The sequence below is a fragment of the Mesorhizobium sp. M4A.F.Ca.ET.020.02.1.1 genome (assembly GCF_004022645.1).
Lineage (GTDB): Bacteria > Pseudomonadota > Alphaproteobacteria > Rhizobiales > Rhizobiaceae > Mesorhizobium.
Window position 1 is genome coordinate 1 of the sequence record NZ_RZOI01001153.1, and the last position, 1,131, is coordinate 1,131.

Genomic DNA, 1,131 nt, shown 5'->3' on the forward strand with positions numbered 1-1,131 from the left:
CAATGGCGAGGGCCGCAACCGTGGGGCGGTAGCGGCGACGCAGACGACAGAGCGGGCGCCTGCGAGGGAAAGAGGGGTTAGTTCTCCACCTCATACCTTTGAAAACGAGTTGGGGTACAGATTAGGCAGCGAGGCCCAAATATCGCGCTTCAGCCGCGGCAAGCTCCTTTCGCCGAGCCTCAACACGACGACTGCAAGCCGCGGCTTGCGCTCCCATTTGGCGATCAATCATCTGCCATTGATCGCGAAGACTATCGATGCCGCTATACACAACCCACTTCGCCTTGGCGCTCCGGGCTTTCCACCTGTGGCCAAGATCCTCTCCGATCTCGGTCAGGGTGCATCCGTCAAGCACCGCGTCTTCAAATGGAATGAGGAGGTCACCCAAGCCAGCCCGCAACGCCGACAGGATGGGCTGGCCGTCAATTCTGGCTATCCGCTCGTCCTCGCTTTTCGCCAACCGCAGCGGTGTCTGCGTCCTGGTGCCGTTCTCGTCGTCGGCCACATTGGTGCGCTGGCCGACGCTCACGCGCTGCTTCACGGTATGCCTTGTCTCGCGATAGGAGATTTCCCCGCCCGGCAGCATGGCACCCCTCCAACCGCCTTTCTCTGCCCGTTGAAACGGCCTGTCGAAATTCTTTCCAGAGAGATGCAGGCTGCGGTTTTCGACGCCGATGCCTTCCTCGCTGATGTCGAGTTCGTCATCGTACGGCGAAGTGCCAACTACCTCGCAGAGTAGCCGATAGCGAATGATCCATGGGATGTCGTCATGCCTGCGATCGCGGCGTAGAGACTCGACAATGGGCAACGGCACCGCATCGTTGTCATTCGCGGCTGCATACTTGCGCGGCTTCCATTTGTTCGGCCCGCGGGGCGCCCTGTAGCGGCATATGGTGATGGGCGGCGCGGATGCCATCAGGTCGGCCAACTCGCGCCTGGCGAGCGCCTTTGCGGAAGGGATGGTCGTGTCGACTTCGAACGCTACCTGCAGATTGTTGTTCGCGACGTCGAACACAGGCGTGTCGTCATTGGCCGCAACGCGACCCGTCGCCTCGAAGGCGGCCTCCAGATTTTGCATTGATGTGCTCTGTTCCGAGAGGTCGCCCCACGCGACCGTTGCATTGTGCCGGC

1 protein-coding gene is annotated in these 1,131 nt (G+C 61.3%); it reads right to left on the bottom strand.

Annotation, left to right across the window (positions count from 1 at the left end; translation table 11 throughout):
- Positions 1 to 121 precede the first annotated feature (121 nt).
- A partial coding sequence (locus tag EN742_RS35615) for a hypothetical protein (protein ID WP_210214514.1) occupies positions 122 to 1,131 on the bottom strand: 1,010 nt, incomplete at its 5' end.